This window comes from Pyrobaculum ferrireducens (assembly GCF_000234805.1).
Classification (GTDB): domain Archaea; phylum Thermoproteota; class Thermoprotei; order Thermoproteales; family Thermoproteaceae; genus Pyrobaculum; species Pyrobaculum ferrireducens.
On the sequence record NC_016645.1, the window covers coordinates 553,978 to 578,131 of the forward strand.

Here is a 24,154-nt window from a genome sequence, read left to right on the forward strand (position 1 = left end):
GGAGTGGTAAAATATTCACATTATATAGATTTGCCGCGGCTATCTGCGGCTGTGGATGGTAAAATTTATAATACGCACCATACAGCCCCATTCAATGGCCGAGAAGCAGAAGGCAGTCGCCAAGCAGGAGAAGGCAGCCATCTCTAAGAGAGATCCGTGGGCTTTAAAAAAGTGGTTCAACGTCCACGCCCCCTCGTACATGGGCGGGGTGCTCGTCGCCGAGGTGCCCGCGTCGGAGCCGCAGAAATTATTAATGAGGACGCTCGAAATCTCTCTTTACGACGTAACCAAGGACATCTCTCACTTGCCCATCAAGCTGAGGTTCCAGATACACAGAGTCGAGGGGTTGAGAGCCCTTACGCGGTTTAAGGGGCTGGAGCTGACGAGGGACTACATCAGATCGCTGGTGAGGAGAGGCACGAGTAAGGTGACCGCCATCACCGAGGTGAGGACAAAAGATGGGATGGTCATGAGGGTAACCGTCATGGGGATAACAACCCACCGCGTAGGCACAGCCCAGAAGTCGGCAATGAGGCAGAGAATAGTGGAGACGCTGACGAAAAAGGCGGCCGAGATGGACGTAGGTCAGTTCCTAAAGGAGGTAACTGAGGGCACCCTGGCCGCCGACCTCTTCATAGCCGCGAAGAAGATAGCGCCAATGAGGAAGGTGGAGGTGGCCAAGATAAAGGTGCTGAAGTACCCACCCGAGGAGGAGGAGGTGGCGGTGAAAGAGGTAGCCGCCGAGGCGGCCGCCGCCTCTTAACGCCTTTTCAAGCTCTGGATAAAGTTATAGACGGTGCTGTGTTTCTTCCCCTCGATTAACATCTCTACAGCCCTCTTGGCGACCTCCACGTCGTCTAGTCTGCCGAGTATAGCGACGTAGTTGTCCCCAACCACCATGGAGACCTCAGCCAGGCTCTCTATTGTCCTCTTCGCCCTGCCCCCCTCGCCGATTATCCTCCCCTTTATCCGCCTCAAATGGTTCGGCTTGTCTGTATATTCCTTGAGGTCGACCACCGCCAGGATATACTCGTCGTTTTCCAGCGCCATGGCTTGTTCAGCCGAGAAGCCGAGGGCCACAGCCCTCGCCATCTCTCTAATTTTGAGAATGCCGTCCACAGAGGCCTCGGGGCCCGGCGTAATTTTGATATAGAGCTGGCCCTCGTCCAGCTCGAGCCGATGCCCAAACTTTCCATCCACAAGCTTCACAAACTGCCTCGCCGCCCCCAGCCTCCTCCTGTCAATAGGCTGGAGAAACGTGCCCCTCAGATATTCAGACGCCACGGCTTAAGGAGCAAGGATATATAAAACCGTTTGCCTACCACCACGTGAGGCGTGTGAGGAGCGAGAAGGACAGCGACTACTACAAGGTGGTAGACGACGCGATAAACTCCTACACCTGGGCGGCCCTAGTGAAGCTACAGGAGAGAGGAGTGGTGGGCGAGGTGCTGGGGCCGGTGGGCCAGGGGAAGGAGGCTAAGATAGTGCTCGCCAAGCGGAGAGACGGGGGCTACGCGGCGTTGAAGATTTTCTACCCGGTGCCCGTCCGATTTACAAAAAGCCGCTACGGCTACATATTGGGGGATCCTAGATTTAGGAACGTCAAGATAAGCGACCAGCTCCACCTGGTGGAGCTCTGGTGTAGGAAGGAGTTCGGCAACCTGGCCCGGGCGTACGAGACGGGGGTCCGCGTGCCGAGGCCCTACGGCTTCTATAGGAATGTGCTGGCGATGGAGTTTATAGGCGTCGGCCGCGACCCTGCGCCGACCCTCGCCGACGTGGGGTTGGAAAACGTGGAGGATCCAGAGGCGCTGTTTCACGAGGTTTTGAAAAACCTAGAGAAGATCTACGTAGTCGCCGGGCTGGTACACGGCGATCTAAGCCCCTTCAATATACTATACGACGGGGAGCGGCCGTGGATAATCGACTGGGGATCCGCAGTGAGGCGCGGCCACCCCAAGGAGTATGAATACCTCAAGCGGGACGTGGAGAGAATTCTCGAGTTTTTCCAAACCCCCCTCGACCCCCACGACGTGTTTAAAAAACTAGCGGAGAGGGGAAGCCAGCGGGGCCCGGTGGAGGTGGACGAGGAGGGCTGGGTTGTTGTGGGGGGAAAAAGAATACTAGACGAATAGCCGCGCCCCCCTTCTAAACGCCTCTCTATTACGGTCGTCCAGGCTGGGAGGCATGGGGAGCCCCAGTAGCTGGGAGAGGAACCCCAGCATGACGGCGTTTTCATACAAAACGGAGCCCAGCTCCCTAGCCACGTCGGCCGCGGGCACTATGTAGGTCTTGACCCCCGACCTCTGAAGCGAGCCGAGGAGCTCCTCCTCGCTTATCCACCTGCCAGGCGGCTGTATTACCCTCTTGTTTACAACAAGCACCTCACCGGGTTTCAGGTATTTAAAAGCGCGCACAGCTTCAACTGCCTCTAGAGCCACGACGTAGTCAGCCCCGCCCTCCTCGACGATTGGCGCGTATACCACCTTCCCAAACCTCACGTGCACCTCCACAGAGCCGCCCCGCTGACTCATTCCGTGCACCTCGGCTATTCTCACGTCGTAGCCCTCGGAGAGCGACGCCTCGCCAATCCACCTCGCCAGCGTCAAAACCCCCTGGCCCCCGACCCCCACCACCACTATGCTTGTTGCCATAGCTCAAGCCAAGCCTCCCTCCTCCCCTCCGGCTTAAAGGCGTTGAAGGGGCAGACCTCAGCGCAGACGCCGCACCCCACGCAGAGAGCTGGATCTACATAAGCCTTCCCATCTGGCCACCTGTATATCGCGCTACACCTCAAAAGGTTGTAGCACAGCCCACAGCCGGTGCACCTGCCGGGGTCCACCTGATACCTAGGCAACTGGAGGCCCGCCCTCCTCGCCTTCCTCACAGCCACCAAGGCGCAGGGCCTCCTGGATACCACGACGGCCGGCCTCCCGCTCTTCACAATCTCAACAGCCTTCTTCACGACCTCTACCGACTTCTTCACCTCGACGGGGTCAATTACGAAAGTCGGCAACCCCAGCGCCTCTGTGATCTTCTCAACGGGGATGGCCCTGCTTGGGCTGGGCTGTCCGCCGGTCATCGCCGTGTAGGCGTTGTCCATAACAACGATGAGCAGAGGTATAGATTTCGAGGCGACGTCAATCAGCTGGGGGATCACCGCGTGGTAGAACGTGGAGTCGCCCACCGTGGCCACGACGAACTGCTTGCCGGCCACGGCGATGCCGGCCCCCAGACCCACTGACGAGCCCATGTGGGTAATCAAATCCTGTTGCCCCAGGTTGATGCCCAGGGAGTAGCAGCCAATATCCCCCGACCACACGGGGCTGAGCCCGGCGGTGGCGAGCCTCAAGATGTAAAAGGTGGCCATGTGGGGGCACCCAGGGCACAGCGACGGCGGCCTCGGCGTCGGCTCAATAGGCGGCTTTGGGGGTTGCGGAGGGCTGTAGGGCAGACCCAGCGCCTTCGACAGGCCCAGAGCAGTCTTGCCGGTGTCGAGCTCGCCGTATCTGGGGAAGTACCCATCTAGCTTCCCCCTGGTAGCCACCCCCAGCGACCTGAGTTGAACCTCAACCACGGGGTCTCCCTCCTCCACAACCACGGCCTCTCCGCCCACGAGATTTCTCAAGCTCCGCGGCACGGGAACTGACATCCCCAGCTTCACAACCGTGGCGTCCAAACGGAGTCTGCTCAACGCCTCTTTTACATAGTTGTAGGCGACGCCCGTAGTCACTATAAAGACGTCGCCCGACCCCTCCACAGTTATGAAATCTGCGGATAACTCGGCGATTTTCTCCCACTTCTCCACCAGCGCTTTTCTCAACTCCCTCGCATTTGCAGGAACAAGGTTAAACCTCTTTACGTCTCTAGTAAAACGCCCCCACTTAGGCGGGGCCGGGGGCTCCACCTCCACCGGGGCCCTCACGTGGCTCACCCTGGTGACGCTCCTCAAAATGACGGGGTGCCTCAACTTTTCACTCAAATCAAAGGCCAACTTGACGTATTTATACGCCTCCAAGGGATCGGAGGGCTCCAGCACCGGCACATAGGCCTGGACGCCGTACCACCTGGTGTCCTGCTCGTTTTGCGAAGAGTGCATCCACGGATCGTCGGCGGCGACTATGACAAAACCCCCCTCCACGCCCGTGTACGCCGCGCTGTGTAGAGGGTCGGCGGCCACGTTCAGCCCTACGTGTTTCATGGCGGTGAGCGACCTGGCGCCGGCCACCGCGGCGCCATACGCAAGCTCAAACGCAGATTTCTCATTAGAGGCCCAGTGTACAAACCTATCCCTAAACTCCACGAGGGTCTCTACAATCTCGGTGGAGGGCGTGCCGGGGTAGGCCGTGGCGACGGCTAGGCCGCTGGCGAGAGCCCCGTAGGCAATGGCCTCGTTCCCGAGGAGAAGCAACCTCACATATATGTAATATTATATAGGATATAAAGCTTTCCATAGATGTGAAACGATACACTTAAAAACCTCAGACACGAATCTTGGGGATGCGCTTCTGCCCGAGAGACGGGACGTTGATGGTTCCGCATAAAAAAGACGGCGTTACTGTGTTGAAGTGTCCAAAATGTGGCTACGAAGTGAAGCTCTCGGAGAAGGCCAAGGAGGCTTACAGACAGAGAGCCGAGGTCGCTGAAGAAAAGAAGAGAGGCGTCATGGTCGCTGAGGAGAGGAGGCCTGAGTACGACCAAGAGGAGATGGAGGAGCTGAGGAGACAGCTTCTGGAAAACCTACAGGAGGCTGAGAGGGAGACCGATTAACTCAGCCTGGTTTAGGACGCTTCACCGCTCCGCAGCCGCTTCTCATCACATCAATGGAACACTACATGTTTATAAAAGCGCGCCCCCGAGGGGCGGGGTTCGGTGCGTGAAGACATATAAAGGCGTAACATGGCTACTGCAATGGCTAGGTATCTAAAGGCGGAGATCGTGAGCATTCTAGAAACCATGGACTCCTACGGGCAGATTGTGGGCGTCATGCTGGTCAGCGCCGAGGAGTGGGGGGACAGGGCGGTCCCCATCATAATTGGGGCCGCCGAGACGCTTTCTATAAAGAAGGGCATGGGGGAGGTCGACTTCCCCCGCCCCCTGAGCCACGACCTCTTTATGGATATAATCGAGGCGCTGGGGGCCACCGTGGAGAAGGTCACAATCGACGCCTTGGTGTCCAGCACATACACCGCCACTGTATACATCAAGGACAGAGACGGGAAGACGCTTTCATTCGACGCCAGGCCAAGCGACGCGGTGGCGCTAGCCGTTAGGGCAAACGCCCCTATTTACATAGCAGACAACTTGGAGAAATACGCCGAGGATGTCCGCAAGTATCTACCGCCGCCCGGGGGCAAGGTTACTGAGGAATAGACTTTTCAATAACCTGAAGGGCTCTTACAATGTCGTCGAGGGTGTTTTTCAACGTTAGGATGTCGTCGGGCCGGCGCACTACATAGCTGACTCGTATCCGCCACCGGCCCCCTACGCACTCGTGCACTATCTCCATCCCCTCTGGGAGGCCTACGTCGTCCGGCTCCACGGCGCGCGCCAGATGGCAGTCCAGCGGCGTCTCTATACTACTTACCAACTTTTTCATAGGCTTGTAGAAACTCGGCGTATTTCCCCGCCTCTACGTATACCAGCAGGTGGGTTGGGTACTCCAGCACCTGGCCGAGCTCGGCGAAGATCGCGGCGGCGCCCTTCAGCTGGGCCCTCTGGCCGTGGGGGGGAATCAACGCAATTAGATGGCCTCCCGAGGCGTCGTACCTCAAGGCAACCCAGTTAACCAGCTTCATGTAGTGAGAGATGTACGGAGGGAGTTTGTGTATATAGAAGGGATTCTGCACGGCCACCACGCCGTCCCTTGCCCTTTTGATAACTGTGTAGAAAGTCTCCGCCAGGTTAGACACATACACGTCTATCTCCTTACCTATGAAATTCGCCAAGTCGGCCTCCAGCCTCTCGGCGACGTCGGGGGCTTTTATGTCGGGCGAGTAGTACCTAATCGCCTTGTCCAGCAGGGCCGTGTGGAAACCCTCGCTGGCGACGACGCCCAGCACCCAGTCAAGTACCCTCACGGCGTCCCCCGGGAGGGAGTCAAAAACACGGCCAGTTACGCCGGGTATTATGGGCAACGTGGAGAGCGGCAACGCCCTCTCTATAGGAAGCTCCCCCATGAAGGGGAAGACTATGGAGAGCCTCTCGTCGCCTCTCGACAGCTCCCGGGGGAGCTGACACTTGTACTCGCAGTAATCCACACTCCACGCGTAGTGGCCGACGAAAAGCGCCCTGTAGATCTCCTCCTCGAGGGGCAGTAGCGACGTAATGATGTGAGCCGCCAACTGGCTAATTGAAGAGAACTCAGTCCTGTAGATCTTGTCGTCGACGCCGATTTCCCACTCAGTTATGTACATACCCTGGCATTTGAAGCCAACACACACGCCCTCCCGCGGGGGCCAGTCTAAGACGTCTACATGCACGGTCTCCCCCAGGGCGTGAGCCAGGGCGTATGCGGCTAGGTAGGCGTCCACCGTCCTCCTGCTGTATATCCGCAACGGGTTCTGCTTCAAGTACTCCAGGAATCTGTCGACGTGGTCAATAACAAAGTTTCTAATATCCACGTAGAAACAGCTACAGTATATATTAAGTTGCTAGGTGGGAGAGCTCCTGCGGGTTGTACACAAAGTCCCGCGGTAGTTTGCCCACTCTTTTGTAATACTTAACGAGGCGGTGTATCTTAGACTCAACGAGTTGCAGACCTCTCCTCGACGCTGAGTCCTTCGGGTGCTCCTCTAGATGTTTCCTAATTCTCAAAGCCCGCCTCACGAGGTTAAGCAAATCCTCGGGGAGCTCCTGCTTGACGCCGCGCTCCTCTAGAATTCTCGTCAGCTTCTTGCCGGTAATCGGCTTCACCAGGGGAATCCCGTACTGATCCCTCAGTATTATGCCTATCTGCGACGGCTTGAAGCCGCGCCGGGCCAGCTCCACGGCTAGCTGCTCCACCTCCTCTGGGGTGTACTGAATCCAGTTGGGGACAGTTGGACGCGCAGGCCTGACAGAGCTAGACCTCCCCCTCTTGTCGCGTGATCGGTGAGGCACGGCGTCACAACTATACGCAGTTTATAAGTTTTACCGCTAACAGTATATATACCGGAGCCGGACGCTGCGGGACGTGGGCGAGCCCCCTCCATGGCTCTGGGACCTCCCGTTGATAAATTTATATAACACAGACGTCATTGGCTTTATGTACGACGTGCCTTTCGTCGCAACTCCCGAAGTCGTCGTGAGGAGGATGCTACAGCTAGCCCGGGTCCAGCCCGGCGAGGTGGTCTACGACTTGGGGTCCGGAGACGGGAGGATTGTCATCATCGCCGCAAAGGAATTCGGCGCCAGATCCTACGGAGTAGAGATAAGGAAAGACCTCTACGAGCAGTCAATGGCGCGGATAAAAGACATGGGGCTCGCCGACAGGGCCACCATAATTAACGCCAGCTTCTACGACGTGCCGCTTACAGACGCAGACGTGGTGACCATGTACCTACTCACAAGCGTAAACGAGAGACTCAGACCGAAGCTAGAAAAAGAGCTCAGACCAGCCACCCGTGTCGTGACCCACGACTTCGAAGTCCCCGGCTGGAGGCCAGTCGTGGTCGAGGAGGTTTACGAAGACTGGAGAAGCCACAAGCTGTACCTCTACAAGATACCCGGCAGGGAGATCCCCCTGCCCGGCAAGCCCGTAACGGTCGAGGACAGGTGGCTTAGACAAGTCGCCGAGCTAATCGACGGCAACAGGTCGCTGGAGGAGATAGCCGGGAAGCTGGGGGTCCCCATTAGGAGGGTCAGGGAGGCCGTGGAGCAGTTAAGCAAAATCGGCGCCGTCGAGGAGGTGAAAATCATTAAATGAGAGAGGTCGTAGAGCTCTACAGAAGGATAGGGGGTTTCCAAGCTCTCCACGTCGCCGAGGCCTACGACATATTAAAAGAGGCTGTGGAGAAGGCCGACCTCCGGTTCCTCTCGTTTACGGGTAATCTAGCGGCCACGGGGCTGAGAGAGGTCTTCGCAGAGGCAATAGGCAGAGGGCTGTTCCACGCCGTGGTAACTACGGCGGGGGCTCTAGACCACGACATAGCCAAGAGCATGGGGGCCGCCTATACGCCCGGCTCCTTTGATCTAGACGACGTGGAGCTCTCCACGAAGGGGTACCACCGACTGGGCAACGTGGTGATTAGGAAAGAGGAGTACGGCCCCCTTGTGGAGAAGTTTATACTACAGCGGTGCGACAAGCTGTGGGGGAGGTCGCTGGCTACGTACGAACTCGCGGAGATCCTCGGCGCCGACATGCCCGAGAGCTCCATCCTCGGCGCCGCGGCGCGGGCAGGTGTCAAGATCTTCGTCCCCGGCATAGTCGACGGGGCCGTGGGCACCGCCCTGTTGACCTGCAACGACATCGCCAGGACTAGGAAAGGCGCCTCCAGGTTGTTTATAGACGTGTTAAAAGACGAGGAGGAGATCAGAGAGATGGTGTACAGAGCCGGGAAACTCGCCGCGCTCATTGTAGGCGGCGGCATTAGCAAACACCACGTGATATGGTGGGCCCAGTTCAGAGGTGGCCTCGACTACGCGGTGTACGTCACCACCGCCGTTGAGTACGACGGCTCCCTCAGCGGGGCCAGGCCGAGGGAGGCCATAAGCTGGGGCAAGATAAAGCCCACCGCCAAGTCTGTGTATATACATGCAGACGCTACGCTGGTTCTCCCAATACTCCTAAAAGCCGTAGTATGATCGCCGAGGCGGCGCCTCCCCTCCTCGCCTTCTCTACAGGAGCCGTCTTTGGCTGGTGGTGGGTCGGCTTCCAGAAGAGTCGGGGGATAACCTCCCGCGACGTCTACAAAGGCGTGGAGGGGGTGCCGAGGGCCGGCGGCCTCATAGCGCTGGTGGCAGCCGCCGTGGGCTACGCCGCGGCCACCCCCATCAGCACAAAGGCCGCCGCGGTCCTGCTGATATCTCTCATAGTGGGCTTGCTGGGCCTTCTGGACGACTTGAGGGGGGTCAGCGAGTACGTACGGGTGCTGGTGCCGGTGGTCCTGGCGCTGGCGCTGGGGAGGGCCGTGGACGGCGTGAGGCTGACGATTCCCATGGTGGGCCTCTTCTACGGAGCCACGGGTTGGCTCGCGGTCTTGGCTCTGCCCATTATGACCAACGCCTTCAACATGCTGGACCCGGTCAACGGCTACCTACCAGCCGCCAACGTGGTCATAGGCCTCGCGCTTCTGGCAACGGCGGCCGTGAAGGGGCAGGCCGAGGCGTCTCTCCTCCTGGCGGTACACACAGCGGCGTCCGCGGCGCTGTACCTCTACAACCGCTACCCAGCCAAGACCTTCAACGGCAACGTGGGGAGCTACTTCCTAGGCGCCAGCATCTCCACCATAGCCGTGCTGTACGACCTCGTGGCCTATTTAATACTGGCAGGCCTCCCCTTCGTGGTGAACGGGGCCCTCATAATATTCTCGTCAGGGGGGATAAAGGGACGTGAAAAAATCCAGAGGCCCACCATCCTGGAGGGCGGGCTGGTGAGGCAGGACTGCAACTCGCCCATTCTCACCCTGGTTAGGCTAGCCGTGGCCGAGAGGCCCATGTCGGAGTACCAAATCTTCAAAGCTCTTACCCTCATCACTGCGGCCACCTCGGGGCTGACCGTACTGCTAGTCGTTGCGCTACGCCTGCTTTCCCTGCCGATATGAAAAAGGCGCTCCTCGTCGTCGCACTGTCCTACGGCTTTCTACTAGCTCTATTCGCAACGGCCGCGTACGCACTGGCGGTGTTTAGGACGAAGATCATAGGCGGCTTCACGGTGGGCGACGTCGCGGTGGTGCTCGCAGTCCTTATCTACGGACTGTTTATATATACCGCCGGGTTATACGTAAAACGTGTCACTTGCAACGGCGGACGTCGAGACACTTAGGTGCATAACCGGGGAGTCCAAATGGGAGCTGTGTCTAAGGCTGAAAAAGGCGAGAGAGGCAGTTGCGGAACTCGAAGCGAGAATTGAAAAACTCCTGGAGGTGGCGCCGTGAAGAGGGCGTCGGTGGCAGTACTGGGCGTAGGAGGCGTGGGGAAGACCACCTACGTATTCAGACTCCTGGGGCTCTCTATAAAGCCCAGAGCCACACTGAGGCCGGGTATATACCGCATGTACCTCAGCGACCGGGAGCTGGACTTCATAGACGTGCCGGGCCAGGTAGCCACAGAAGTAGCGAGAAACTTCGCCAAGGCGTGGACCTTCTACGTAGACCTCATGATCTACATGTACGACCTCACAGACCAGGCGTCGCTGTACGCAATAGCCGAGCTCCACAGCGCCCTACTAGACCGCGGGATATCCCCCTACAGAAAGGTGGTGCTGGTGGGGAACAAGCGGGATCTTGCAGAGGAACTCGGCCTATTCGTCGAGGGCGACGAGATAGCCGCGGCGGTCGGCGCCCCGAAGATCTACTACATATCAGCTCTAAAAGACAATATTGAATATTTATACAAACCCCTAGAGGAAAATATATGATCCCCCGCGACGACATTATCTTAGGCATTTTATCCTCACCGCCGGCGGCGCTCCTCCTCGAAATAGAAGAGGCCAAGCCCATGCAGAGGGCAAGGCCCCTATTCGACTTCTTCTCAGAACTAGGGGCCCTCCAGAAAAAAGGCGACAAGTATAAAAGGGGCCGCCTTGAGATAAACCTCGGCGAACACTCCCCCATATCTGACGCCGTCTCCGAGCTGTTCCAACACGTCGCCTTCCCCTACCTAATCTCGGGCAGGAGGGTGGGCAGACTCACCCCAGATCTCCAACGTGCGCTGTACACATACACCTCGGCATACCAAGCCCTCCGCATAGCCCTCACCCAAGACCTCCTCAGATACGGCGGCTTGACGCTGGTGGCGGGGTGGTTCCCCTGCGCCTTCTCGTCAGAGCTGATGTCCATCGCCGGCCGCGACGTCGTGATACTAGAAGAGAGAGAAGACATAGTCGCCCTGGAGATGGACAGACTATCGCTAATCCCCCTCGCCCCGGCCCCCCTCGGCCAGGAGCTCGCCGCCGCCAGCTTCTACGCCTTTGAAATAGCCCCCCTGAGCAACCTCGACGAAGTAGCGGAGAAGTACGGAAAATTCAACACAGCCGTGGTCTGCGGCAGAGGCGCAGACCTCGACAAGCTCGGCAAAGTGGCAGAGGAGGTGTACTACATAGCCACACGCGACAGGCCGATAGCCCTGCTAAACAACGCCCTACTAAACGGCCTCGGCCTCGCGGCCCCCAGCGAAGAGCTAGAAAAGACGCTGAGAAAAGCCCAGAGGCAGGAGCTGGGCCCATTCGACGTATATATACTAAGGGGTACAGGCCCCACCTGACAGTATAATATCCACAGCCTCCCTAAAGCCGAGGCCGCTAGGCCTCTCAACGACAACCCTAGCCGCCTCCTTGGCGGCCGGCGTCGCGTTCCCTACGGCGAACCCCCACGTCCTCCTCAGCATACCCACATCCACATCGCTGTCCCCCACAGACGCCACCTGGAAACACGGGACGCCAAGCCTCTCACACAGCCACGCCACGGCGACGCCCTTGTCGACCACCGCCGGCCTAACGTGAATGGCGTAGCCGCTCGACTCCACCACGTAGCCGGGCGGCACGGCGGACCTCACGCGCTCCAGAGCGTCGGCGGCCAGCGGGACGTATGCCAAGTCGAACCGCCTGCACTTATTCTGGGGACTAGGCGCCACCGCCCCCGTCGCCAGCACCGCCCCGTCCACCCGAGACATGTCGCCGGAACACAGCTCGTGAGTCTCCCCATCCAGATAGACAAGACAGCCATTTTCAGCAATGACATCCCTAATCCCCAGATACCGCGCTATGGCCAGCGCAAAATCCAAACCGTTGGCAGTGGCGAGGACAACCCTCAACCCGGCGTCACGCGCCCTCCGAAGAGCCAGAAGCGCCTCAGCCGACAGCTCGTACGTATTACGGCTAAGAGTCAACGTCCCGTCCAGATCCACCACCAAAACCCTACACATCACACGCCGCAAGACAGACTGAATATAAAAACAGAAGCGGCGACGGGAGCCGGCCACCAAGCAACGAGAAGAGCCTCAACAGCGCCGCCGCCGGGATTTGTGCCCCGTCCCGAACCCCCCGTAGGGGGCTCGGCGGGACGACGCGGTTATGAGCCATACGCGGGGCTCAGCCCCAGGGCGCTCTTCTGGCGTGCGAAGCCCGAACCCGACGTCCGTTGTTGCCCGCCTTGTGAAAACCAGACGTGCCCTCGGCCGCCGCGCCCAGCACGCGTCGCTGGCTTAGGCGCGCCGCCTCCGCCCGCCGCCTCTCAGCCGCCTCTCGGCGCCCGCGGCGCTACGGGGGTACGGAACTCGGCGTGATTCACAAAGGCGCTGGTTTAAAACATCTATCACAGAGATAATTACGCACTTGCCGATCCAGGTGGAGGCGACCACGGGCCTCTTGAGCGGCAACGCCTTGGACTTAAGCGCCTCCACCGCCCCCTGGGTGGTGGCCATCTTCATGATCCTATCGCTCTTTATGAGCCGTAGAGGTACGTGAGGTACTGGACCCGCCGTCCTTAAAGTACTGGAACGAGTTCTCGCCGTCGAGCGCTATCAAGACCACGCCCCTCTTCACGCCTGCCTGCTCCAGCTGGTGCTCCACCGATTTGACCATCCAATAGGTTTTATTGGCGGCGTAGAGAGGGCCGCGGCTGTTCACGTCGCCGCTGGCGCCAAACCCTATGTAGTTCGATACTGATTGTCCCTGGCGAGCACGTAGAGGCGGCCGTATTCGACAGGCGTATACCATAAGGCGTAGTTGAGCGCCATGTAGAGATTTGGGGATCTTGGCGAAGGACAGGAAGACCCTCCCCGGCCTCTCGTGGACGAGGCGGCGTAGGTACTCCTCGTACCCGAATTCGCCTACCGGCATCGCCAACACCGGGAGGCGCGCTGACGGGGCGAAGTCGAGCGCCCTCACGGCGAGATCCAGCCCTTTCTGGCTCGTGGCGCGCCCCACAGCCAGGTGGAGGGCGCCTCCTCTGTCCAGGGAGCCCTCTCCTCTCCACCCGCTCTACTAAGCTCCAGGGAGAGCCGTCGGGAGCCAGCTTGCGGAAGTGGGATTCGGCCTCCTCTATCCTCCAATCGGTGGAGTTGTAGAGGACGCAAGACTTGCCTCTAAGCCAGTCGCCGTATTTCGAAAGCGCCTCGTTGAGGTGCCCCCAGCTGACGCTGGAGACCACGTCGCTCTCCACAACAGCGGAGCCCTCGGCGGAGCCGCCCACTGAGTCCCACACAGACGAGTAGAGCTCCCGCCTGTGGCAACAGACCCTCCAGACCAGATGGGGCCTGTCGGGGAGATCTGCCCAATCGGCCGATGCGTAGTGCCACGGGAAGGAGTACCCCGACGATAGATAAAAACCAGCCGGGGGCGCGGCCCCCAAGCGGGGCCTGTGAGGCCGCGGCGAGGCCCGGGTAGGGGGCTAGATCGATACCGAACAGAAGCGGGGGTACGCGGCGCCCCCTATTTATGTTGTTGGATAACCACGACTCGGTCGTGGTATGCAGGGCCCTATATGCACTTGACGTATAGGGCCATGGGCTCTCTCCACTCGGGATATTCGTCTATGGCCAGGGCCTTCACGAAGCCGCGCCTCTCGTAGAACCTCCTGGTTCTGATGTACGGTTCGTATTCGGGATCGCCGCTGGTCTTCACTAAGATGAGACTACAGCCGCGGCTCTTGGCCGCGCGCTCGACGAAGCCCAATAAAGCAGTGCCGATGCCTCTGCCTTGATATCCCCTCCTCACAGCCATCCAGAGTATCTCCGCTAGGCGGCCGTCTAGTTTGACCACGACGAAGCCAACCAGCTTGCCGTCTAGATATGCGCCGTAAGTCTCGTAGGCTCTGACGTCGGCGGACAGTCTCTCTATGCCCCTATCTGTAAACCACTCCTTGAGCTCTCTGGCTATCTCGACGCATTCCGTACACCCGTATATCTGTCTAATCGAGATCTCCACAGCTCCCTCACCGCGTTGTTTTTTATATATCTTCCGCTCTCAACAGACATCCGACGAACGTAGCCGCGGCGCCATGTTAAGGTAAACATGGCGCAATGGACGTGCCTATAAGGAGACGTCTTTTGGCTACGTCAGTCGGTTAGCTTATCCTAGCCGCCGTGGCGCCTTCAAAGTTAGCTGCAGTTGCGCATGGGCCGCCGCACGACCATACAGGCAATCCGTTTTTCGCCTGAGAAACCGGCAGGCGTGCTGGATGGCGGAGGCTTTTTATAGCGGTCGTTAAGCCTACGTGCGCCTGGAAAGAGACGTCTTGGGCTTAATTGCGTTGATCGCTCTGCTGACCATAGCTACGAGAGCCGTCAACTACATGGTGCAGAGCACGGTGCCGCCTCTGGCGCGCGAGCTGGGCCTCACGCCGTCTCAGTTAGGCGCCTTGGCGGCGGTCGGCGCCGTCGGCCAGCTTATCGGCAGCTCGGTGATAAACGTAGCGCTGGGCCCGTCGCCGAGGAAAAAAGCCGTAGTTGTCGCCGCATTCGCGATCCCCCTCGAGCTGGCGATGTTCTGGCTGTCGGGGACGGCGGAGCTCTGGATCGCCTCGTTCCTATCCGGCCTGTCCTTCGGAGTGGTTATGCCCAACTTGATAAACCTGGCGTCCGCGAGGCCTGAGTACGCCGAGAGGCTACTGGCGGCATACTCCCTCTCGCTCAGCACAAGCCTCGTGATAGGCCCGGCCTACGAGACGGCAATACTGACCAGGTACGGCTACAGAGACGTGTTCCTCTTTTTCCTCCCGCCCGCGATCCTCATGGCCGCCCTATCGCCGAGGATCCCCATAGTGGGCGCCAGGTCGGCCGACCTCCGCGCTACCTACAGATCGGCGTTATTCAGCAAAGGCTTCGTTGCGGCGGCTCTCGCCATTACGTCGTACAACGTCCCCTTCATCGCCTTCGTGACCTATCTGCCCATATACGCCTCCGAGGAGCTGGGCCTCGCCAAGGCAGTTGCCTACTCGCTCTTCCTGCCCTTCTTCGCCGTGTCCATGCTCACGCGCCTCTATATGTTCCTCAGACCCGTCAGAGACGTGAACAAGGCGTTCGCCGTGTCCGCGGCGCTCACCTTGCTGGGCCTAGCCGTCTTCTACGCCTCCAAGAGCTACCTCCTGCTGGCGGCCGCCATGGCCATCCTCGGGGTGCCGCACGGAGGCGTCTTCACGCTGTCGACGATAATGATAGTCAGGACTACGTCGTTGGAGGAGAGAAACGCCGTGAACTCCCTCTTCTCCTCCTACCTGGTGATATTGGGCACGGCTGTGCCGCCCGCCCTAGGCGCGTCGGCGGAGCTCTGGGGATACGGCGCCATGTGGCTCGTCATCGCCCCAGCCGTCGCCGCCATGTCGGCGGCTTTCTTCGCCCTCTTCGGCAAAACCAAGGAGTTCAGAGGCCTTACCTGATCACCCCTCGGCGTTTATCGAGAACAAGCCCAGCGCGATCATATTTCAACCCGGCTCGATTCAACCACCGGCGCCCCCTCCACCGCACATGAGGAATTGAGAAACCCGCGAGGCGGTTGCAGACACGGGGAGGGGAAAAAGAGGGGTTTTTCGGGGCGCTACGCCTTTGAGGACTAGATGCCAGACGGCCTCCGACACCGAACCCGCCTCTCTCCGCCGTCGATTCTCCGGCACGTCACGGCAGAAGCGCCGCGACTGCCTTCCTCGGCACTCCGCCTCTTGCCCAGCTCGCCCATACGGCTCCTTTTAGGAAAAGAACAAGCAGAAAAAAGGGGTTAGGGACACAAAAGAACCGCCCGGCCGTCTGGATACCTTATCTCAAAGCACTCCTCCAGCCCTACCTTTTGGAGAAACTTGTCTCCTCCAACAGTCTCTCTAGGCTGTCCACGTAATCGCGGACGCGCCCCCATTTGTCGAAAAGAAACAAGCCTACAGCTCCCCTCCCCTCTACATTTTTCCTGATCTAACGCCATACGTTCTTCCTAATTCAGGAAATATGTCTGACGTCGAGTCAGGAAGAGTGTAGATGAAGTAGTAGAAAGCCGTAGCTGGCCTTAAACCCTGGCGTAGATGTGGCAAAAATCCACTACGTCTACCTGGCCGTGGCCGGGGGGCGTGTGGAGTATGTGGGGGTGGGGAGGCGGAGCGGCCGCTACGACCATGTCGACACGCACATTAGGGGCCACTTCTCTGCGGCGAAGAGGGGGCTGAGGGCGAATGTGTTCATCATCTTAGCGTATACCCGCAGTAGGCGCCTCGCGGAGATGTGGGAGGCTTAGCTATATACGGTATATAAACCGCTGTACAACAGAAGGAGGCCTTCGGCAAGGCCGAGAAGGAAAGCTGAGAGGAAGCCCATTGCGAAAAAGCTACTATTTCAACTAACCCCCTTTTAAATTAAACTTACATGGCGCCGCCGCCGGGATTTGAACCTTATCCCAAGCCCCCACGCGGGGGCTTGACGGGACCTACGGGTTTCTGCATATGGTTAACAGCCCGCCGCTCTAACCGGGCTGAGCTACGGCGGCTCTAGCCACCATATGCAACCATTTATAAGTATTTTTCCCACTTCCCAAGACCACATGGCGAAATCAGTAGAGTAACTAGCCGCCTTCTGTGGATGTGTCGCTTGGGCGTCGTGACTACGCCCGGGGGGTGTGCCTTTTCGGGGGTGTGGGGGCTACTCGGCTAGTACGATCTTGGCGTACTCTGCCAGGGAGTTGCGTAGTTGCTGGTCCTCAGTCTGTAGGGCTATTGCGAGTAGTAGCTGGGCTAGGATGGGTTTTCTGTCTTCTTCGGGCAGTGAGTTTAGGAGGTTTGCGGCTAGGGTTGAGGTGAGGCCTATTGCCTCGTCTACCTTGAGGTCCATGTCGGAGAGCATGTTGATTACCTTCTCCTCTGTTTTGTATAGGGTGTAGATGGTGGTGAGCATTAGGAAGTCGGTGTCGCTTATCTGTAGCTTCTCGGCCCACTCTTGTACTTTTTCTGGTTCTGTCAACATATACTTGACGAATTTCTCGAGTTCTTGTCGTGGTATTTGGAACATGTTCTCGGCGTCGGCGAGGAACTTATCTACCCAATCCACTGGTGGTAGTGCCACTCTATTTAAATAAGATATGTATAGAAATGCGGTGTTTTCTCGGGCGGGGGTTGGGTGGGTATATGAGGGCTTCTTCGCCGTCGACGCGCCGGAGGACGTAGATGTGGGGGTGGTCTTGGTGACTCACCACCACGAGAGGCACGTGGCGGGGGCCCGGAGGGCGCAGCTGGTTGTTATGAATCCTCTGGAGTACAGCATGGCCGCCGACTTGGAGAGGGCTTTGAGGTATGCCGAGGTTGTGCTGAGGCGGGCGGGGGCGGCGGGGAGGCCGTCGGCCTCTGTGGGGCCTTTCCGCGGCTCGGTTTATAAATTCACGGCGGGGTGGGTGGATCTGGGGGACGTCTCGGTGAGGGTCATCCCGTGCGGGTCCCATACCTGGGGCCATACCTGTTTCGGGGTTGAGAACGCGGTGTTTGTGGGGGATCTGGGGGGCTGGATTGTGAGCGTGGGGGCTTTTCTAAAGGTGCTCGCCTCTATGAAGGGGTTGAGGGGATACGTGGCGTATACGGGGGAGGGGGAGAGGATCCCCCTGGAGGAGTATGTGCAGAGGCTTGAGGGGGATTTCAAGCGGCTGTTGAGGAGGTATGTGGAGTGCCTCGGCGAGAGGACTCCCTACAGAATTGCGCTGTGCGCCAGGGGTGGGGGGGACGTGTTGAGGCTGTCGGAGGAGGGCCTCGCCTTTGTGAAGTACCTGGCGGAGAGCGGCTATGCGAAGATAGTCAGCTCCTCCCCCTACGTGGTGAGGCCGGCGTAGCGGAGGGCCTCGCCGGGCTGGCACTGGAAGAGGTGGCTGGGGGCGGCTGGGTCGTCGGTGGAGCCGAAGCCGGTTACTGGGCGGCAGGCGGCCAGCCTTTTCGCGAGTTCTTTTTCGGGTATGTGGGTGACGACGGCGTATAGGGGGGTGCAGACGAGGTAGTCAACGTGCCACCTCCTCCTCCCCCGTCTCTCGAGGTGTCTCCTGAGCCTCGCCGCGCAGTTCAAACCGCACGACCCCACGTAGGCGTATGTGCCCCCCTCCAGCTGGAACGTCCTTGCCGGGGTCTGCACCACCTGGGGGGCGCATTGGAAAAAGACGATGTAGCTTTTATACATGTGTGTTATCTATCCCGGCGATGAGGAGCCGATGGCTGGCGCGAGTCGTGGCGTTGAGCTTGGCGGGTTCCGAGCCTATTCTTAACCTCCTCCACTAGCCGGGGGAGGACCTCCCCGGCTCTGCCTCTTATGAAGAAGTCGGCTATGGGGGTTATGGCCGAGGGCTCTATATTCACCTCGATCACGACTGCCCCCGCCCTCTTAGCGATCTGCGGTATATACGCCGCTGGGTAGACCACGCCGGATGTGCCGACTACGATCATGACGTCTGAGGCCGCGGCGAGCTCCGCGGCCTCCCGCCACGCCTCTTGGGGGAGGGGCTCTCCGAACCACACGACGTCCGGCCTGAGGAGGCCTCCGCACTTCGCGCACCGCGGGGGGACAGCCTCCACCGGCTTCTCCAGCTTGTAGACGGCGCCGCACTTGGTACAACGGGCCCGCCATATGGAGCCGTGTAGCTCCACGACTTTTGTACTGCCGGCGCGCTGGTGGAGGCCGTCTACGTTCTGGGTGATCACAGCCTTGACGACGCCGAGCCTCTCAAGCTCGGCGACGGCGTAGTGGCCGGGGTTCGGCGACGCGCTGTAGATAACCTCCTGGCGCCACTTGTACCACCTCCACACCAGCTCCGGGTCCCTCTCGAAGGCCTCCGGCGTGGCCAGCTCCTCAGGCCGGTACCTTTCCCACAAGCCGCCTGGCCCTCTGAACGTCGGCACGCCGCTCTCGGCCGAGATGCCCGCGCCGGTGAGCACAACACAGCGGCGCGAAGCCGCGACCACCTCCGCGACATCCATAAATACCTCTGTCCACACGGTATTTATGTGATGACCCAGGCGAGGCAGAGCTGTGAAGCAACACGACCTCCACTGACCCGCCTGGTCTTTAACTAAGCCGCGCCGCGGCCTCTCGGCAGATCTCGCCCTTTGTCACTGGAGGTGAGTAACTTTTTTATAGTTGAGGCGGGGGTCTGCGGCATGAAAAAGTGGTTTATCGCCGTGCTGGCGGTGGCGTTGGTTGTAGCCGCGGCGGGGTGGGAGACCTACACGGTTAAGGTGTCTTCTGTGGAGATCAACGCCCTGGCTGTGGGGCCGGGCGGCGGCGCCGTGTTGCCTATTAGAGTTACCCTGCTCACGCCGGGCGACGGCCGGGCGTATGTGGCCGGGGTGCCCGAGGCGGGCCAGGGCTTCGGCCCCTCGGCGCAGATTGCGCTGTATGTGGCCTCCCGCCTCTCGGGCGTCCCGTATACAAACTACACGGCTCTGCTCAGGGTGCTAGCCAGCGACGCCCAGGTCGGGGGGCCCTCGGCTAGTGGCTACATTACTGTGGCTATGTACGCCTTGATGAACGGGTTGCAACTTAGGAACGACACGGCGATGACAGGCATTATACTGCCGGACGGCTTGATAGGGCCTGTGGGCGGCGTGTCGCAGAAGGTAAGCGCGGCGGCGGAGAGCGGGATCAAGACGGCGCTTGTCCCAATAGGCGAGGCCCCCAGCGGCGTGAGGGGGATAAAGGTGGTTGAGATAGGTACGGTGGAGGAGGCCATATACTACTTAACCGGTAGGAGGATACCCACGCCGCCGGCGACGGCGGTGGACGACTCCGTATTCAAGGCGATTTCAAGAGACCTATTCAACGCCATCTACAGCTACTACAACCAGACGGTTGGCAGGGGCTACGTCGACGCGGCTGTGATTCAGAGTCTGAAGAACAAGGGCTATTACTACGCCGCAGCGTCTCTCATCTACCAAGGCGTCGTAAACTACTACAAGGACCAGGCGGCCTCCTCCGGCCGGACATACCGCAATTTGTACAACCAGGCCTTGCAGATGGCTAAGGAGGCGGAGGCGGAGCTCTCCCGTATCCCTCTGACAGTGAACAACATTGACCTCGTCGTGGCTAGCTACACGAGGCTGTACGAGGTCTACTTCCAGGCCAACTCCAGCAGGCCAGATGCCGGAGTCATGTACGCCCGGGCTGTGACTTTGAAATCTTGGGTCGACGAGGCGAAGGCCATGGCCTACGGCCCGGCTATAAACGAGACGGGCCTCGCGGAGGTGGCTAGAATGTACCTAGACTACGCCAAGGCCATGTACGCATATCTCGAAACTACCTACGGCGTAACGCTGGGCGACTACGCCACAGCCGTCCAGCTGGCCGAAGACCTTTACAGGAGGGACCTCTACCTGGCCTCCATGGCCAACTCCATTGAGATCATCGCGGAGACCGCCTCAGCGCTTATGTCTGCGGCTCCCGACAAGTACCTAAACGTGGCTAGGGAGAGGGCCCTCACCAACATGGCAAGGGCCGCCGCGTGCGGCTACACCAACACCCTGCCCCTAAGCTACCTCCAATTCGGCGACTACTACAGCGGGGAGGGCGGCAACCCGCAGAACGCCCTGACGTACTACATCATGGCGTCGATATACTCAACGGCGATGGGAGACGTGTCGTGCATGGCGGCTAAGGGAAATGTGACCCTGCCGAGGGTCAACTTCTCCCCGCCGCCGCAGACCCCCGTCAAGACCACGGCTACCACGGCCTCTCCGGCTGTGCATGGGGAGGAAAAAGGTCTGTGGTTTGTCTTGATTCTCGCCCTCTTGGCTGCCGTCGCTCTTATCTACGCCTCTAGACGATAACTACGTCGCGTTTATAACCGGCGGCTTTTTTACCCCTCTTTTTGCCAGACCTCTTCCCGGGCAGAAGGGCGGCGGTGAAGAAGGCGATGGGCACTAGGTACTCCCAGTAGGGGGCGTACATGTAGAGGGCGGCCACGAGACGCTCGGCCACGTCGCCGTTTACAAGGAGGGCGGGTATCGATACTAGGAACAGGCCGGCGACGGCCAGCCCGGTCAGTATGCGGTCTCTCACCCTTCTCAGGGCGAGCGCGGTGAGCACAGCAATGGCTGTCAGGGCGATTAGCCCGAACATGGGCGGGGCCTAACACGGCGGTTTTATTTCTAGCGGTTATTATGCGGCCTGTCTTTATAACCGCGGCGCGGCGGGCCTCGGCGGGGGAGCTGGGCGGGGGGCGGCGGTGTATTGTTTAAATAGTGTTGATATAGATACCGCCGTGTGGTTCCTACCGCTTTCTAGAAACGAGGCTGTGGAGGCGATTAAAAAGGCCTACGCAGTGGCGCAGGAGTACGCGAGGAAGATAGGGGGCAGGCTTGAGGTGATCCAGCCGAGGCATATATACGGCGAGGCGGCGGATAAATTCGGCTACTCGCTTCAGCTGGGCCGCATAACGGTGAACCTCCCCCCGGCGGCGGTGCTCGTCGTCTGGGGGTTTTACAACGCCGACGAGTACCTGGACTTTGTCAGGTTTATACAAGATGGGCGGGTGTACGAGTGGTTTGTGGAGCCTATCGCCTACTACCCAGAGAGGGTGGGGGTGTGGGCCGAGGAGCCTCTAGTATTTAGAAACGTCCTCTACATCGATGTCCACACGACGTCGGGGGAGGAGAGGGATCGCACGTACGGATGGCCGCTGGGGTACTACATATCCCCCCTCCAGCCGCCGCCTGAGGTAAAGCCCCCGAGGAGGCCGAGGGGCGGGGGACCTCCTAGGAGGGAGGGCGGGGGCAGGTCTTGATCCCCGCGGTCACCTACATAAGAGTATCCACCGAGGAGCAGGACCCGGAGAACCAGCGGCTTTTTCTCGAGAGGTGGGCCGGGGAGAGGGGCATCCACATAGTGAAGCACTACGTAGATGTGGGGGTGTCCGGCGCCACGGAGCCCTGGGGAAGGCCGGCGTTTAGAGAGATGGCCGCCGAGGTGGAGAAACTCGAGCCGAGGCCTAAGGTGCTCCTCGTATACGAGATATCTAGGCTGGTGCGCTCCTTCCAGGAGCTCTTCACCCTCCTAGACGTGGTGGAGAACAAGCTGGGGCTGGTGGTGGTGTCGGCCTCCGAGAGGGAGCAGGCTCTGCAGAGCCTCGACGGGGTGTACCGCCAGTTTCTAAGGGCGGTCCTCGCCTTCGTGGCGACTATGGAGAGGGAGTTTATCAGGCAGAGGACCAAGACGGCGCTTGAGCGGGCTAGGATACGCGGCAGGATTTGGAACGTGGCGGAGAGGAGAGGCGACATTGCGCAAGCCGTCGTGGATATGTACCTCTCCGGCGCCTCGCTGAGGGAGACGGCGCGCGCCTTCGGCCTCTCGCTGTACGAAGTGAGGAGGATACTCTCAGCCGCCGGCGTCTACCGCCCGGGGCCCTACACATGCCCCCGCTGCTTCTCCCGACTAAAGGTCGTCGAGAGGACCGCAAAAGTGGCAAACGGCAGGTACACAGTGGTGGAGAGGCTCTACTGCCCAAACTGCGGCTACGAAGAGTCGAGAGAGGGGAGTTAGATGAAGTATATTACTGTAGCTGAAAGGCGAGGTGAAAAAATAAAAGGGTATAGATTTGTGGGTATATGTAGGTAGAATAATGAAGTTGGTAAAAGGTTTGAGATGGGTATTATTAACAGCGGTGGTTACGGCGGGGGTTATGTTTCTGTGGGTAGGGTGGCCCGAGGTAATTCAGTACCCGTCGGGATATACAATAACTTACAACAGGGGTATTGGGCAGGAAGTGACTCTTGAGGTGGTGAACGATACTGGGCACCCGGTGCACTTCTGTGCATCGATATTTGGCTGGTACCCCAACGGCTCTGTAGTGAAGCTAGACGACGTCTGCGCAAGAGGGGTGGGCAAGATTAAAACTGACGCCGTAAGGAAATACGCCGAGCAGTGGAAGGACTTGGATGGAGAGATCGGGGTATTTGTCATACTTACATATATAAACGGCACAGACTCGAAAGGCAACTATACATTTGACAACGCAGTGAAGGGTTTCACAATACGGCCAAAACGTGTAGTAGCTGGTGAAAACATAAAGGCTACAATAAAAGTAAAGGCAAAGCCTCCCAAGGAGAAAAGCGTGTCACGAGCCTCGGCGGCGATCCTACAGTGGCCACCTAAGTCGGTACCTACTGGTGAACAGTGCTTTCCCGCGGTGGGGGATCCGAACCCAGTGACTACTTGTTACAACTGGGCACTAGAGACTACGTATGTAAGCGCCACAAACACGCCAGTACCCGTGGTAGTTGCTAGAGTCAGCTCCTCAGACGCATACAACTTACACACCGTAAGAGTGGCACTATTTTTAGCCGCGTCAAGCCAATACGCGGTATCGTTCTCTGGCGGCTCCATGCTAACTACAAAAAATGCAGACGGCTCGGAGGTGACAACTGGGTTCTCAGCCGACATTGTGACTTTAGCGGTTACAAGTGATCTATACTTAGACGATTACTACTCTTATACACCCTACCAGTTAGGTCCCAGGATTATAGCTATTGGTTTTTATGGCGACTATGCAGTAGTCCGCTACAGGAAACAAGCATGTACATATACATGCGTGTATTTAAACGACTACGCCTATATGTACCTTGTTAGACCGAGGATCCCCATTACGGTATACAAAGACATGCAACCACTAGACGGAAACCTTGGCAACGTCTTCAGCATGGTGAGTAGCAACTGGGCTGGCAAGACGATATACGGCGCTAGCGATGTATCTATCAGCGCTACTAGTGTTGTGGGCAACAGCGGGGGTATCAGCTTGTTGTCTATGTCTGTTCCCTTGTTGTCAAGGCCTAACATACCGCTGAGCGCAGTTTTTAGCCTCGCCGCGAGTCTTGGCTCACAAAGTTTCTCAGCGGCGAGGGGAGAGGTTTATGCCACTCTGCAGACAAATGACCCGCGTGTTACGATCTACGCGGTATACTACAGGCCAAACCCATTGTATGAGTTCAATAATCAGTACTACCCCTTGCCGTCGCTTTTTGTAGATGTTAAGACGTATAAAACGTCGGGGCTGGGGGAGGAGCCGGAGGGTTAGTCAGTT

The 24,154-nt window shown here is 58.9% G+C and carries 33 protein-coding genes and 1 tRNA gene; 19 read left to right on the forward strand and 15 right to left on the reverse strand.

All coding sequences use genetic code 11. The features are described from left to right. The first annotated feature begins 94 nt into the window (after window positions 1-94). Window positions 95-763 (forward strand): 30S ribosomal protein S3ae, encoded by a 669-nt coding sequence (locus tag P186_RS02955; protein ID WP_148682657.1) that lies wholly within the window; start codon window positions 95-97, stop codon window positions 761-763. Here P186_RS02955 and P186_RS02960 read toward each other — a convergent pair. Continuing rightward, the gene (locus P186_RS02960) at window positions 760-1,284 is read right to left on the reverse strand and encodes a KH domain-containing protein (RefSeq protein WP_014287913.1); all 525 of its coding nucleotides are present in this window, start codon (window positions 1,282-1,284) and stop codon (window positions 760-762) included. The two genes, P186_RS02955 and P186_RS02960, sit on opposite strands and share 4 nt — an antisense overlap. Window positions 1,285-1,328: 44 nt before the next feature. Here P186_RS02960 and P186_RS02965 point away from each other — a divergent pair, with 44 nt between their 5' ends. Next, window positions 1,329-2,135: a serine protein kinase RIO gene (locus tag P186_RS02965; protein ID WP_014287914.1), complete on the forward strand. Its 807-nt coding sequence runs from the start codon at window positions 1,329-1,331 to the stop codon at window positions 2,133-2,135. Here the strand turns inward: P186_RS02965 and P186_RS02970 are convergent. Next, on the reverse strand, window positions 2,124-2,654 hold the full coding sequence (locus P186_RS02970) for an indolepyruvate oxidoreductase subunit beta (protein WP_014287915.1): 531 nt from the start codon (window positions 2,652-2,654) through the stop codon (window positions 2,124-2,126). The genes P186_RS02965 and P186_RS02970 overlap by 12 nt on opposite strands. Further along, a complete protein-coding gene (locus P186_RS02975) occupies window positions 2,639-4,417 on the reverse strand; it encodes a thiamine pyrophosphate-dependent enzyme (RefSeq protein ID WP_014287916.1) in 1,779 nt (592 codons plus the stop codon). Before P186_RS02975 ends, P186_RS02970 begins: the two co-directional genes overlap by 16 nt. A gap of 83 nt (window positions 4,418-4,500) precedes the next feature. On the opposite strand from P186_RS02975, the gene P186_RS02980 reads away from it, so the two are divergent. Both P186_RS02980 and P186_RS02985 read left to right on the forward strand, forming a co-directional pair. Continuing rightward, window positions 4,501-4,770, forward strand: a complete 270-nt coding sequence (locus tag P186_RS02980) for a DNA-directed RNA polymerase (RefSeq protein ID WP_014287917.1) — start codon at window positions 4,501-4,503, stop codon at window positions 4,768-4,770. 141 nt (window positions 4,771-4,911) lie between these two features. Further along, entirely contained in the window at window positions 4,912-5,373 is a 462-nt protein-coding gene (locus tag P186_RS02985; protein WP_014287918.1) for a bifunctional nuclease family protein, read from the forward strand. Here P186_RS02985 and P186_RS02990 read toward each other — a convergent pair. The 3 genes from P186_RS02990 to P186_RS03000 are packed head-to-tail and all read right to left on the reverse strand — an operon-like array spanning window position 5,360 to window position 7,101. Beyond that, on the reverse strand, window positions 5,360-5,599 hold the full coding sequence (locus P186_RS02990; protein ID WP_014287919.1) for a KEOPS complex subunit Pcc1: 240 nt from the start codon (window positions 5,597-5,599) through the stop codon (window positions 5,360-5,362). The genes P186_RS02985 and P186_RS02990 overlap by 14 nt on opposite strands. Next, window positions 5,580-6,623: a hypothetical protein gene (locus P186_RS02995; protein WP_014287920.1), complete on the reverse strand. Its 1,044-nt coding sequence runs from the start codon at window positions 6,621-6,623 to the stop codon at window positions 5,580-5,582. Before P186_RS02995 ends, P186_RS02990 begins: the two co-directional genes overlap by 20 nt. Window positions 6,624-6,645: 22 nt before the next feature. Beyond that, window positions 6,646-7,101, reverse strand: a complete 456-nt coding sequence (locus tag P186_RS03000; protein WP_014287921.1) for a 30S ribosomal protein S15 — start codon at window positions 7,099-7,101, stop codon at window positions 6,646-6,648. A 145-nt stretch (window positions 7,102-7,246) separates the two neighbouring features. Here P186_RS03000 and P186_RS03005 point away from each other — a divergent pair, with 145 nt between their 5' ends. The 7 genes from P186_RS03005 to P186_RS03030 are packed head-to-tail and all read left to right on the forward strand — an operon-like array spanning window position 7,247 to window position 11,403. Then, complete coding sequence (locus P186_RS03005; RefSeq protein WP_148682658.1) at window positions 7,247-7,906, forward strand: class I SAM-dependent methyltransferase; 660 nt, start codon at window positions 7,247-7,249, stop codon at window positions 7,904-7,906. Further along, entirely contained in the window at window positions 7,903-8,784 is an 882-nt protein-coding gene (locus P186_RS03010) for a deoxyhypusine synthase (RefSeq protein WP_014287923.1), read from the forward strand. The genes P186_RS03005 and P186_RS03010 overlap by 4 nt, the downstream gene beginning before the upstream one ends. Next, entirely contained in the window at window positions 8,781-9,743 is a 963-nt protein-coding gene (locus P186_RS03015) for an MraY family glycosyltransferase (RefSeq protein WP_014287924.1), read from the forward strand. The genes P186_RS03010 and P186_RS03015 overlap by 4 nt, the downstream gene beginning before the upstream one ends. Then, complete coding sequence (locus P186_RS03020; protein WP_014287925.1) at window positions 9,740-9,964, forward strand: hypothetical protein; 225 nt, start codon at window positions 9,740-9,742, stop codon at window positions 9,962-9,964. Before P186_RS03015 ends, P186_RS03020 begins: the two co-directional genes overlap by 4 nt. After that, window positions 9,930-10,076, forward strand: a complete 147-nt coding sequence (locus tag P186_RS13760; RefSeq protein WP_158307122.1) for a hypothetical protein — start codon at window positions 9,930-9,932, stop codon at window positions 10,074-10,076. Before P186_RS03020 ends, P186_RS13760 begins: the two co-directional genes overlap by 35 nt. Then, window positions 10,073-10,558: a Rab family GTPase gene (locus P186_RS03025; RefSeq protein WP_014287926.1), complete on the forward strand. Its 486-nt coding sequence runs from the start codon at window positions 10,073-10,075 to the stop codon at window positions 10,556-10,558. The genes P186_RS13760 and P186_RS03025 overlap by 4 nt, the downstream gene beginning before the upstream one ends. Beyond that, window positions 10,555-11,403: a hypothetical protein gene (locus P186_RS03030; RefSeq protein WP_014287927.1), complete on the forward strand. Its 849-nt coding sequence runs from the start codon at window positions 10,555-10,557 to the stop codon at window positions 11,401-11,403. Before P186_RS03025 ends, P186_RS03030 begins: the two co-directional genes overlap by 4 nt. Here P186_RS03030 and P186_RS03035 read toward each other — a convergent pair. From P186_RS03035 to P186_RS14000, 3 genes are all read right to left on the reverse strand, one after another. Then, window positions 11,380-12,066, reverse strand: a complete 687-nt coding sequence (locus P186_RS03035) for an HAD family hydrolase (RefSeq protein ID WP_014287928.1) — start codon at window positions 12,064-12,066, stop codon at window positions 11,380-11,382. The genes P186_RS03030 and P186_RS03035 overlap by 24 nt on opposite strands. A gap of 276 nt (window positions 12,067-12,342) precedes the next feature. Then, window positions 12,343-12,561: a hypothetical protein gene (locus P186_RS03040; protein ID WP_148682659.1), complete on the reverse strand. Its 219-nt coding sequence runs from the start codon at window positions 12,559-12,561 to the stop codon at window positions 12,343-12,345. 10 nt (window positions 12,562-12,571) lie between these two features. Continuing rightward, a complete protein-coding gene (locus P186_RS14000; RefSeq protein WP_193383989.1) occupies window positions 12,572-13,066 on the reverse strand; it encodes a hypothetical protein in 495 nt (164 codons plus the stop codon). Between the two features lie 152 nt (window positions 13,067-13,218). Between P186_RS14000 and P186_RS14545 the strand changes: the two genes are divergently transcribed. After that, entirely contained in the window at window positions 13,219-13,353 is a 135-nt protein-coding gene (locus P186_RS14545) for a hypothetical protein (protein WP_257719876.1), read from the forward strand. Between the two features lie 265 nt (window positions 13,354-13,618). Here P186_RS14545 and P186_RS03050 read toward each other — a convergent pair whose 3' ends face one another. Continuing rightward, window positions 13,619-14,065: a GNAT family N-acetyltransferase gene (locus P186_RS03050; protein ID WP_014287932.1), complete on the reverse strand. Its 447-nt coding sequence runs from the start codon at window positions 14,063-14,065 to the stop codon at window positions 13,619-13,621. A gap of 289 nt (window positions 14,066-14,354) precedes the next feature. Between P186_RS03050 and P186_RS03055 the strand changes: the two genes are divergently transcribed. Continuing rightward, window positions 14,355-15,515 carry an MFS transporter gene (locus tag P186_RS03055; RefSeq protein ID WP_014287933.1) on the forward strand — a complete coding sequence of 387 codons (1,161 nt, stop codon included), beginning with the start codon at window positions 14,355-14,357 and terminating at the stop codon, window positions 15,513-15,515. A gap of 632 nt (window positions 15,516-16,147) precedes the next feature. Further along, complete coding sequence (locus tag P186_RS03060) at window positions 16,148-16,354, forward strand: hypothetical protein (RefSeq protein WP_014287934.1); 207 nt, start codon at window positions 16,148-16,150, stop codon at window positions 16,352-16,354. Between the two features lie 129 nt (window positions 16,355-16,483). On the opposite strand, the gene P186_RS03065 is transcribed toward P186_RS03060, so the two are convergent. Beyond that, window positions 16,484-16,603: transfer RNA gene (locus P186_RS03065), tRNA-Asn, on the reverse strand. Window positions 16,604-16,755: 152 nt separating this feature from the next. Continuing rightward, window positions 16,756-17,160, reverse strand: a complete 405-nt coding sequence (locus tag P186_RS03070; protein ID WP_014287935.1) for a hypothetical protein — start codon at window positions 17,158-17,160, stop codon at window positions 16,756-16,758. A 46-nt stretch (window positions 17,161-17,206) separates the two neighbouring features. On the opposite strand from P186_RS03070, the gene P186_RS03075 reads away from it, so the two are divergent. Then, window positions 17,207-17,929, forward strand: coding sequence for an MBL fold metallo-hydrolase (locus tag P186_RS03075; RefSeq protein ID WP_148682660.1), 723 nt, complete (start codon window positions 17,207-17,209; stop codon window positions 17,927-17,929). Here the strand turns inward: P186_RS03075 and P186_RS03080 are convergent. Together P186_RS03080 and cobB are read right to left on the reverse strand one after the other, a co-directional pair. Next, window positions 17,908-18,267: a DUF123 domain-containing protein gene (locus P186_RS03080; protein WP_014287937.1), complete on the reverse strand. Its 360-nt coding sequence runs from the start codon at window positions 18,265-18,267 to the stop codon at window positions 17,908-17,910. The two genes, P186_RS03075 and P186_RS03080, sit on opposite strands and share 22 nt — an antisense overlap. Before the next feature lie 5 nt (window positions 18,268-18,272). Then, window positions 18,273-19,061: an NAD-dependent protein deacetylase gene (gene cobB / locus P186_RS03085; protein ID WP_148682661.1), complete on the reverse strand. Its 789-nt coding sequence runs from the start codon at window positions 19,059-19,061 to the stop codon at window positions 18,273-18,275. 180 nt (window positions 19,062-19,241) lie between these two features. Here cobB and P186_RS03090 point away from each other — a divergent pair, with 180 nt between their 5' ends. Beyond that, complete coding sequence (locus P186_RS03090) at window positions 19,242-20,906, forward strand: S16 family serine protease (protein WP_148682662.1); 1,665 nt, start codon at window positions 19,242-19,244, stop codon at window positions 20,904-20,906. On the opposite strand, the gene P186_RS03095 is transcribed toward P186_RS03090, so the two are convergent. Continuing rightward, on the reverse strand, window positions 20,896-21,198 hold the full coding sequence (locus tag P186_RS03095) for a hypothetical protein (protein ID WP_014287940.1): 303 nt from the start codon (window positions 21,196-21,198) through the stop codon (window positions 20,896-20,898). The two genes, P186_RS03090 and P186_RS03095, sit on opposite strands and share 11 nt — an antisense overlap. 142 nt (window positions 21,199-21,340) lie before the next feature. Here P186_RS03095 and P186_RS03100 point away from each other — a divergent pair, with 142 nt between their 5' ends. The 3 genes from P186_RS03100 to P186_RS03110 all read left to right on the forward strand — a co-directional run bounded on the left by P186_RS03100 (window position 21,341) and on the right by P186_RS03110 (window position 24,148). Then, window positions 21,341-21,862 (forward strand): hypothetical protein, encoded by a 522-nt coding sequence (locus P186_RS03100; protein WP_148682663.1) that lies wholly within the window; start codon window positions 21,341-21,343, stop codon window positions 21,860-21,862. Next, on the forward strand, window positions 21,859-22,617 hold the full coding sequence (locus tag P186_RS03105) for a recombinase family protein (RefSeq protein WP_014287942.1): 759 nt from the start codon (window positions 21,859-21,861) through the stop codon (window positions 22,615-22,617). Before P186_RS03100 ends, P186_RS03105 begins: the two co-directional genes overlap by 4 nt. A gap of 79 nt (window positions 22,618-22,696) precedes the next feature. Next, the gene (locus P186_RS03110; protein ID WP_148682664.1) at window positions 22,697-24,148 is read left to right on the forward strand and encodes a hypothetical protein; all 1,452 of its coding nucleotides are present in this window, start codon (window positions 22,697-22,699) and stop codon (window positions 24,146-24,148) included. Window positions 24,149-24,154: the final 6 nt, after the last annotated feature.

Coding starts and splice junctions, on each gene's coding strand:
- P186_RS03090 (WP_148682662.1), top strand. CDS start 19,242: ATGAAAAAGTGGTTTATCGCCGTGCTGGCGGTGGCGTTGGTTGTAGCC.
- P186_RS03110 (WP_148682664.1), top strand. CDS start 22,697: ATGAAGTTGGTAAAAGGTTTGAGATGGGTATTATTAACAGCGGTGGTT.
- P186_RS03005 (WP_148682658.1), top strand. CDS start 7,247: ATGTACGACGTGCCTTTCGTCGCAACTCCCGAAGTCGTCGTGAGGAGG.
- P186_RS03095 (WP_014287940.1), bottom strand. CDS start 21,198: ATGTTCGGGCTAATCGCCCTGACAGCCATTGCTGTGCTCACCGCGCTC.
- P186_RS02985 (WP_014287918.1), top strand. CDS start 4,912: ATGGCTAGGTATCTAAAGGCGGAGATCGTGAGCATTCTAGAAACCATG.
- P186_RS02990 (WP_014287919.1), bottom strand. CDS start 5,599: ATGAAAAAGTTGGTAAGTAGTATAGAGACGCCGCTGGACTGCCATCTG.
- P186_RS02980 (WP_014287917.1), top strand. CDS start 4,501: ATGCGCTTCTGCCCGAGAGACGGGACGTTGATGGTTCCGCATAAAAAA.
- P186_RS03020 (WP_014287925.1), top strand. CDS start 9,740: ATGAAAAAGGCGCTCCTCGTCGTCGCACTGTCCTACGGCTTTCTACTA.
- P186_RS03040 (WP_148682659.1), bottom strand. CDS start 12,561: ATGGCCACCACCCAGGGGGCGGTGGAGGCGCTTAAGTCCAAGGCGTTG.
- P186_RS02955 (WP_148682657.1), top strand. CDS start 95: ATGGCCGAGAAGCAGAAGGCAGTCGCCAAGCAGGAGAAGGCAGCCATC.
- cobB (WP_148682661.1), bottom strand. CDS start 19,061: ATGGATGTCGCGGAGGTGGTCGCGGCTTCGCGCCGCTGTGTTGTGCTC.
- P186_RS02970 (WP_014287915.1), bottom strand. CDS start 2,654: ATGGCAACAAGCATAGTGGTGGTGGGGGTCGGGGGCCAGGGGGTTTTG.
- P186_RS03010 (WP_014287923.1), top strand. CDS start 7,903: ATGAGAGAGGTCGTAGAGCTCTACAGAAGGATAGGGGGTTTCCAAGCT.
- P186_RS03080 (WP_014287937.1), bottom strand. CDS start 18,267: ATGTATAAAAGCTACATCGTCTTTTTCCAATGCGCCCCCCAGGTGGTG.
- P186_RS03015 (WP_014287924.1), top strand. CDS start 8,781: ATGATCGCCGAGGCGGCGCCTCCCCTCCTCGCCTTCTCTACAGGAGCC.
- P186_RS03030 (WP_014287927.1), top strand. CDS start 10,555: ATGATCCCCCGCGACGACATTATCTTAGGCATTTTATCCTCACCGCCG.